Below are 8,314 nucleotides of genomic sequence, written 5' to 3'. Positions count from 1 at the left end.
ATGACTTCAAGCTCCGGGCGAAGCCCGGCCGGGTTTTCTTCCAGCTTCAAGCTTATGACTTCAAGCTCCGGGCGAAGCCCGGCCGGGTTTTCTTCAAGCTTCCAGCTGATGACTTCAAGCTCCGGGCGAAGCGGCGCTCTTCCAGCTTCAAGCTACTGGCCGGGCGTAGCCGCGTCTTATCGTATCCAGATCATGCTGGCCATGCGGCCGGTGACGCCGTTGTCGCGCCGATGGGAATAGAAGCGCGACTCGCAGGCGGTGCAGAAATGGCCGCCGCTGACGTGGGCGAGTCCCAGCCGCTCAAGGCGCAGGCGCGCCAGCTTGTAGAGATCGCCCATGTAGTGACCCAGCCGATAGGGGCTCGGGTCGAAGGCCTCGACGGCCTCGGGCTGCACGGCGACGAAGGCCTGTCGCACTTCGCCGCCCACTTCGAACTGCGCGTTGGAGATCGCCGGTCCCAGCCAGGCCATCAGCGACTCGGGGGGCACACCCATGGCCGCCACGGTGGCCTCCAGCACGCCGCCGGCGAGACCTCGCCAGCCGGCATGGGCCAGACCGACCCGCTGCCCGTCCCGGTCGCAGAAGAACACCGGCAGGCAGTCGGCGGTCAGCACCACGCAGGCGTGACCGCGATCGAAGGCCACCGCGGCGTCGGCCTCGGGCGAATCCTCGGCATACTCCGACTGGACGCGGGCGCCATGCACCTGGTCGAGCCACAGCAACGGGCGGTCGTCGCCGATTTCCTTGTGCAGCTGACGCCGACACAGCGCCACGTGAGCCGGGTTATCCCCCACGTGCAACGCCGGGTTGAAGGCCGCGAAATCGCCCTGGCTGGGGCCGGTCTCGCGAGTGGTGACGCAGGCCGCCACCGAGGCCGGTGCGGGCCAGTCGGGGCGAATCAAGGTGGGGCGCAGGTCCAGGGCATCGCTCATGGCGGTTTCCTTAGCGTCGGGTCTCTCGATCTTCGCGTAGAAAGTCCAGCAGCATCAGCAGGTCGTCGGGAAGTGCCGCTCGGAAGCTCAAGGTCTCACCGCTGGCCGGGTGCACGAAGGCCAGCTTGCGGGCATGCAGCGCCTGGCGGGGAAACTCGCGCAATACCTCCTTGAGGGTCTCCCCGGCTCCGGCCGGTAGCTTGAGGCGCCCGCCGTAGACCGGATCGCCGATCAGCGGGTAGCGCAGGTGGGCCAGGTGCACGCGAATCTGGTGGGTACGCCCGGTCTCCAGCTTGCAGCGCACATGAGTATGGGCGCGGAAACGCTCCACCACCCGGTAGTGGGTCACCGCCGGCTTGCCGGAGGCATTCACCGCCTGGCGCTTGCGATCCTTGGGATGGCGGCCGATGGGCGCATCCACGGTGCCGCCGGCGGTCATCACCCCCACCGCAACGGCATCGTATTCACGGGATACGGTACGCGCCTGCAACTGCTCCACCAGCGAGGCCTGAGCGGCCAGGGTCTTGGCTACCACCATCAGCCCGCTGGTGTCCTTGTCCAGGCGGTGGACGATGCCGGCGCGAGGCACCGCCGCCAGGTCGGAACAGTGGTTCAGCAAGCCATTGAGCAAGGTACCGTCGGGGTTGCCCGCGGCCGGATGCACGACCAGCCCGGGCGGCTTGTTGATCACCAGTACCTCGTCGTCCTCGAAGATCACCTCCAGCGGGATGTCCTCGGGTTCGAAGCGAGTGTCGTCCTCGATCACCGCCTCCAGGGCCAGCGCCTCACCGCCGTAGACCTTGTCCTTGGGCTTGGCGGGGCGACCATCCAGTGTCAGGGCGCCGTCCTTGATCCAGGTCTTGAGGCGCTCCCGGGAAAAGTCGGCGAAGAGTTCGGCGGCGGCCTGGTCGAGGCGCAGGCCTGCCATGTGCTCGGGAACGCGGTGCTGGGCTTCGAGGGTCTGGGACATGAGCTCGGTGATGGTCCGTCTGGGCGATGGTGCGGCCCCCGGCGATGCGCGTCATTGCGGGTGGCGCGATGACTGCGTTTTGCCACGAGGTGCTTTATAGTGGGCGGATTCGGGCCGATTCTAGCACGGCCACCCAGGGTTGTTTGACACGAGGATCACGATGCGCGTTATCACGACCGGACCCCGCCTGGCCGCCATGCTGCTGGCGAGCGCCCTGCTGGCCGGCTGTGCCAGCACCGCCGAGGAAGAGGCCCCCGACCTCAAGGAACGGCAGCTTTACGAGGAAGGCCGCGCGGCCCTGGAGGGCGGCCGCTACACCACCGCCATCAATCGCCTCGAGGCTATCGACACCCGCTTCCCGTTCGGCGACACCGCCGAGCAGGCCCAGTTGGAACTGATCTACACCTACTATCAGACCAGCGACTGGGAGAAGGCCCGCGCCGCAGCCAGCCGCTTCATTCGCCTCCATCCTGATCACCCCCAGGTCGACTACGCCTACTACCTGCGCGGGCTCTCGGCCTGGCAGGCCGGCCGCTTCAGCCTCGAGGGCCTGAAGCTGATCGATATCTCCAAGCGCGACCTCGGCGCCACTCGCGATGCCTACTCCGACTTCCGCGAGCTCATCCAGCGCTTCCCCAACAGCCAGTATGCGCCGGACGCCCAGCAGCGCATCGTCTACCTGCGTAACCTGTTGGCCCGCCATGAGCTGCAGGTCGCCGACTTCTACCTGCGCAAGGGCGCCTACCTGGCCGCCGTGGAGCGCGGCCGCTGGGTGATCGAGCACTATCCCCAGGCGCAAAGCACTCGCGATGCCCTGGCCGTCATGGTCGAAGGCTACATGGGCCTCGACATGACCGAGCGCGCCCGCGAAACCCTGCGGACACTGATCGATAACGCCCCGGACCACGAGCGTCTCGACGGCCGCACCTTCGACCCGCGCTACGTGGACGCCCCCGCGCTCTCGGCCTAAAGGCTGCGGGCTGCGGGCTGCGGGCTGCGGGCTGCGGGCTGCGGGCTGCGGGCTGCGGGCTGCGGGCTGCGGGCTGCGGGCTGCGGGCTGCGGGCTGCGGGCAACAAACTCCGCTGCTGCCCGCTCGCTATCAAGCTCGGAGCCCGTAGCTCGTGGCTACTCCCCAGGCTGCCAGCCGTTGACGATGGGATAGCGGCGGTCGCGTCCGAAGCCGCGACGGGTGACCCGCACGCCGACCGGCGCCTGGCGGCGCTTGTACTCGCAGCGATCGACCAGCCTTACCACCTTGTAGACGTCGTCGCGGTCGAAACCGGCGTCGATGATCGCCTCGGCGCTCATGTCGCCCTCGATATAGCGCACCAGGATGGCGTCCAGGATGTCGTAGTCCGGCAGTGAATCGCTGTCCTGCTGGTCCGGGGCCAGCTCTGCCGAGGGCGGGCGCTCGATGACCCGCTCCGGGATTGCCGGCGACTGGGTGTTGCGCCAGCGCGCCAGGCGGTAGACCCAGGTCTTGTAGACATCCTTGATGGCGTTGTAGCCGCCCACCATGTCGCCGTAGAGGGTGGCGTAGCCGACCGCCATCTCGCTCTTGTTACCGGTGGTCAGTACCATCAACCCCTTCTTGTTGGAGATGGCCATCAGTAGCACGCCACGGCAGCGCGACTGCAGGTTCTCTTCGGTGGTATCGCGCTCGGTGCCGGCGAAGCTCTCGGCCAGGGTCGACATGAAGGCCTCGACCATCGGCTCGATCGGCATCACCTCGTATTCCACCCCAAGCAGTTCGGCCTGGGCGGCGGCATCCTGCTTGGAGATATCGGCGGTGTAGTGGTAAGGCATCATCACCGCATGCACGCGCTGCGGCCCCAGGGCATCCACCGCGATGGCCAGCGACAACGCCGAGTCGATGCCGCCGGACAGCCCCAGCACCACGCCCTGAAAGCCACTCTTGTTGACGTAGTCCCGCAGCCCGGTGACCAGCGCGCAGTACAGGTTCTCCTCGGCCGAGGCTTCCTCGTCGAGCTCGCCGGCCTGAGGCACCCAGCGGTCCTGCTCATGGACGAATTGCACCGGCATCAGCCCCACCGCCCAGTGCGGTGCCTGAACCCGCAACTGTCCCAGGCCATCGACGCAGGCCGAACCGCCATCGAACACCAGCTCGTCCTGCCCACCGATCTGGTTGACGTACACGATCGGCAGCGACACCTCGCGGGCGCGCTGTTCGAGCAGTGCCAGGCGCTCGGCGGGCTTGTCCTGGTGGAAGGGCGAAGCATTGAGGGTCACCAGGATCTCGGCCCCGGCGTCCCGCGCCCGCTGGACCGGGGCCTCGGCCCAGACATCCTCGCAGATCAGGATGCCCAGCCTGGCGCCCTTGTGCTCGACGACCAACGGCTTGTGGCCGACGGCGAAATAGCGCTGCTCGTCGAACACCTCATAGTTGGGCAATGCCTGCTTGGCGTACTCGTCGAGCCATTCGCCGTTGTAGAGCACACCGGCCAGGTTCCAGTTCTGCCCCTCGCGGCGCCCCGGATAGCCGACGATCACCATCACGTCTCGCGCCATCTTCTCGGCCATCCGTGCCCGGGCATGGCGCAGGCGCGTCTCCATCGAAGGGCGCAGCAGCAGATCCTCGGGCGGATAGCCGGTCAGGAACAGTTCGGGCAGCACCACGATGTCGGCACCATGCTCGATGCGCGCCTCGCGTACCGTTTCGATGGCTCGGTCGGTGTTGCCGGGAATGTCCCCGACCAAGGGGTCCAACTGAGCCATCACCAGCGTCAGGTCTTGCATGGGCGTAGAAATCTCTCGAGAATCCTTGGATACCTGCATTGTCCCGCAAGGGCGGTCGAGTGGCAAAGGCGGCCGGCCCGCATCAGGGAGCCCATTAAGGATGAATCTCTTGCTGATCCGCCTGATCATCTTCGCCGTGCTGTTCTTCGCCGGCCTCAAGCTCTATCGCATGTATCGCGAGTGGAAGCTCGAACGGGAGGACTCTACCCAGGCGGGCTCCCAGGGCGGACAGATGGTCCGCTGCGCCTGGTGCCAGGTCCACCTGCCCGAAGACGATGCCCTGCGCGACAAGGGTCAATGGTTCTGCACGGCGGACCACCGCGACAAGTATCTGGAAGAGCGCAAGCACGAGGACTGAGCGCCAAGCAGCCAAGCAGCCAAGCAGCCAAGCAGCCAAGCAGCCAAGCAGCCAAGCAGCCAAGCAGCCAAGCAGCCAAGCAGGATGGTGGCAGCAGCACCTCCCGGACAGCCAGCCGGGGTTTCGTGGGAGCGCAGCTTGCTGCGCGAATGGCGCCACCCAGCGCCCGTCATACCCAACGTACCTTGATCCCCCTGCACCAGGCCCTTCCCCTAGGCCAGGCTCACTCGCCCTTCCAGACGATACGGGGCCGGATCCAGGATCGGCTCGCGCCCCAGCAGTTCATCCACCAGCAGATGCGTCGAGGCCGGCGCGAGCACCAGGCCGTTACGATAATGGCCGGCGTTCACGTACAGGCGTTCCATGTCGGGAACCGCGCCGATGAAGGGCACGCCGTCCGGCGAGCCGGGGCGCAGCCCCGCCCAGTGATGCTCCACCTCGCACTCGGCCAGGGCCGGCACGATACGCGTCGCCGAGGCCCGCAGTGACTCGCGCGCGTCACCGGATGTCGTCTTGTCGAACCCCGCCTCCTCGAGTGTCGAACCCGCCAACACGCGCCCGTCGGCGCGCGGAATCACGTAGCGGCCATCCATCAGTATGACCCGGCTCACTCGTCCCGGCGGCGCCTTGAACAGGATCATCTGCCCCTTCACCGGACGCACCGGCAGCTCGACACCGACACGTTCGAGCAGCCCCGCGGCCCAGGCACCGCCGCAGACGATCACTCGATCACCCTCGACGATACCCTCAGCGGTGTCCACGCCCGTCACCCGGCCAGCGACGTGCCGGAAGCCGGTGACCTCACAAGCCTCACGGAGCGTGACGCGCGGCATGCCATCGAGACGATAGCGCAGCGCCCGAGCCAGGCGAGGGTTGCGAATGCTGCCCAGGGTCGGCATCCACAGTGCCGTATCACAGCCCGGCGCCGCCTCCGGCTCCTTGGCATAGAGGAAGTCGGCGGACACCCGCTCCAGCGGCTTGCCGACGTCGCGAGCCCAGGCCATCGCCCTCGCCTCGTCATCCACTCGCAGGTAGAGCAGCCCCTTCTGGCGATACTCCGGATCCACCCCGGTTTCTTCAAACAACCGCAGCGACAACTCGGGATAAAACCCCTCCGACCAGGTAGAAAGCCGCGAGATGGGCGCCGAGTAGCGCCAGGGGTACAGCGGGGAGACGATGCCACCCCCCGCCCACGACGCCTCACGGCCACACTGGCCGCGTTCGAGCAGGGTTACCGAATGGCCGGCATCGGCCAGTTGCAGGGTCGTCATCATGCCGATGACGCCGCCGCCCACGACGAGAAAATCGCTCACGAAGCGTGTCCGAGTTGACTGACGGTGGGAATTCAGCGCCAGGCCGATAGTAGGAGGTAACTCAGAGGAACGCGGGGTTCCCCCGGAGACAGGCATGGAGCCCGACGCCACCGAAGCCAGATACCTTACCGGCAAGCCATGCCCCCTGGCAAAGCACCGCCCTCTGGCAAGGCACCGCAACAGCGGCTTCACCCTGGTCGAACTGCTGGTTACCGTGGCCGTGCTGCTGATTCTCGTCACCGTGGCCATTCCCGGCTACCAGCGGTTCATCGCCCGCAATGAGGTTGCCGCCGAGGTGATGCGGCTGAAGACGGCCCTGGCCATGACACGCAGCGTCGCCATCAGCCGTCGGCACACTATCACCCTGTGTCCCAGCACGAACATGACCCAATGCCAGATCGACAACAGCGCCGGAGGCAGCGCCTGGCTGGCGACACTGGCGATATTCGATGGCCGGGGAGAACCCGGAGATGAGCTGATACGGGAATTCGGCGAGAGCGCCTTACCGGCCCTCACCTATCGAAACGACGACAGGCCAGTACGCTACGCGGCACTGGGGCGTTCGTCGGGTTATAACGGCACCTTTCGTCTCTGTGGACGGTATGACGAAGGCGCCACGGTCATCGTCAACAATGTTGGCAGGGTGCGTGTCGATTCCGATAGGCCGGAGTGCTGATACAGTGATGCAAGCGATGAGCACATGGTGAATATCGGCAGCGGTGTTTCGGCAACTGCCCCGTCATGCCATGCTTCACCGCCAAGAAAGGATGTTCTTTCCACCGCTCTCACTAGAGACGTTCACGTCGCCATCCAGGTGATGGTACATCATTCCGCCGTTTCTACTGATAGTGCCATGTGCCACGATGGAGCCGTTCAGCACCGAGCTTCCATTCTGCCGGACATCGCCGCCCGCCAAAAACCACCCATAGACCACACTAGCGCCATTAAACACGATATCTCCCTTGGCCAAGACAGCCGTACTGACGCCACTCTCTCCCGTGGTGATGGCACCGTTCTGGCTGACCTCGCCTTCCGCCAACAATATCGCGTCATGGAACCCGCTCGAAGACATGGTCATATCCCCATCACAATAAAACACCTTGCCCTCCAGCCCCCCCGCATAGTCAAAGCTGCAAGAATTCGCTTTCCCTCCCTTCCCTTCTTTAACTTCCAGCGTCACGACGTCGTACTCCCCTCCCAGGTAGGGAGCAAAATCCACCTCGGGTATATCGACCTCGATGCCATCGCCCCCATCGGTCACGGAAGCATCTTCATCCCACTGCAAATAGGCACCATTGACAACAAACTTACCGTTGGCATGCGCACTCCCATCAAAGACAGAAGCGCCGTTTATATTAATGTCTTCTCCAGCCAACAGCCCATACAAGGAAAAAACCGAAGCATTACCGAAACCCACCCTGACCAGCACCACGCGGCTACTCAACACTTCGCCTGCATCTGCCAGAACCCCACCATAGGCGACCACATAATCATCCCCCTCTCCCTCGACATACCGATAGTAGCACTTCGTATGCCCCGAACAGACGTTGTCCGACTCGCTCAAGGAGTCACCAAAGAGATCGCCACCGCTCAAGAACTCTCCCCATCCCATTGCCTCCACGGCGCCTATATCATCAACCTCCTCGAAATAGTCATCGCTTTGAACAGGATCAAATCCCTTTGACGCCGCCCTTTCGGCGCCCATCCGTGCCTGGACTGCCGCCTTGTAGTTACCGGCCAGCCTTTCACCCATCAGCGATGACTGCATGCTGGATAGAGCAAGCATCAGCGATACGACCAGCACGGAAAGCACTACCAGCAGCGCGGCTCCCTGTTGCTTTTTCATGACATGCCCTACCCATCACACTGATTTGGCTTGTACTTGTTCGCACCGTTATAGCAGGAGTCGTCATACATGCGGGTACCGTCCTGGTAGAAGCCTGGATTACCCTCATCAGGCATACTCACCGGCTCTTCTCCGCT

Annotated in this window: 8 protein-coding genes; 3 read left to right on the top strand and 5 right to left on the bottom strand. The window is 64.8% G+C overall.

Annotation, left to right across the window (positions count from 1 at the left end):
* Positions 1–176 precede the first annotated feature (176 nt).
* Together pgeF and rluD are read right to left on the bottom strand one after the other, a co-directional pair.
* A complete protein-coding gene (pgeF, locus tag FHR96_RS12625; protein ID WP_183388045.1) occupies positions 177–932 on the bottom strand; it encodes a peptidoglycan editing factor PgeF in 756 nt (251 codons plus the stop codon).
* Positions 933–942: 10 nt separating this feature from the next.
* Complete coding sequence (gene rluD, locus FHR96_RS12620; RefSeq protein ID WP_183388044.1) at positions 943–1,902, bottom strand: 23S rRNA pseudouridine(1911/1915/1917) synthase RluD; 960 nt, start codon at positions 1,900–1,902, stop codon at positions 943–945.
* Between the two features lie 160 nt (positions 1,903–2,062).
* Here rluD and FHR96_RS12615 point away from each other — a divergent pair, with 160 nt between their 5' ends.
* Positions 2,063–2,872: an outer membrane protein assembly factor BamD gene (locus tag FHR96_RS12615; RefSeq protein ID WP_183388043.1), complete on the top strand. Its 810-nt coding sequence runs from the start codon at positions 2,063–2,065 to the stop codon at positions 2,870–2,872.
* Between the two features lie 156 nt (positions 2,873–3,028).
* On the opposite strand, the gene FHR96_RS12610 is transcribed toward FHR96_RS12615, so the two are convergent.
* Positions 3,029–4,660: an NAD+ synthase gene (locus FHR96_RS12610; RefSeq protein ID WP_183388042.1), complete on the bottom strand. Its 1,632-nt coding sequence runs from the start codon at positions 4,658–4,660 to the stop codon at positions 3,029–3,031.
* A 100-nt stretch (positions 4,661–4,760) separates the two neighbouring features.
* Between FHR96_RS12610 and FHR96_RS12605 the strand changes: the two genes are divergently transcribed.
* Positions 4,761–5,018 carry a PP0621 family protein gene (locus FHR96_RS12605; protein WP_183388041.1) on the top strand — a complete coding sequence of 86 codons (258 nt, stop codon included), beginning with the start codon at positions 4,761–4,763 and terminating at the stop codon, positions 5,016–5,018.
* A gap of 212 nt (positions 5,019–5,230) precedes the next feature.
* Here FHR96_RS12605 and thiO read toward each other — a convergent pair whose 3' ends face one another.
* Entirely contained in the window at positions 5,231–6,331 is a 1,101-nt protein-coding gene (gene thiO / locus FHR96_RS12600; RefSeq protein ID WP_183388040.1) for a glycine oxidase ThiO, read from the bottom strand.
* A 94-nt stretch (positions 6,332–6,425) separates the two neighbouring features.
* On the opposite strand from thiO, the gene FHR96_RS12595 reads away from it, so the two are divergent.
* A complete protein-coding gene (locus FHR96_RS12595) occupies positions 6,426–7,007 on the top strand; it encodes a GspH/FimT family pseudopilin (RefSeq protein WP_183388039.1) in 582 nt (193 codons plus the stop codon).
* A gap of 75 nt (positions 7,008–7,082) precedes the next feature.
* Here the strand turns inward: FHR96_RS12595 and FHR96_RS12590 are convergent, their stop codons facing one another.
* Positions 7,083–8,177 carry a hypothetical protein gene (locus FHR96_RS12590; protein ID WP_183388038.1) on the bottom strand — a complete coding sequence of 365 codons (1,095 nt, stop codon included), beginning with the start codon at positions 8,175–8,177 and terminating at the stop codon, positions 7,083–7,085.
* Positions 8,178–8,314 lie beyond the last annotated feature (137 nt).

This window comes from Halomonas organivorans, from assembly GCF_014192055.1.
Classification (GTDB): domain Bacteria; phylum Pseudomonadota; class Gammaproteobacteria; order Pseudomonadales; family Halomonadaceae; genus Halomonas; species Halomonas organivorans.
This window is presented reverse-complemented; position numbering and strand designations above follow the sequence as displayed.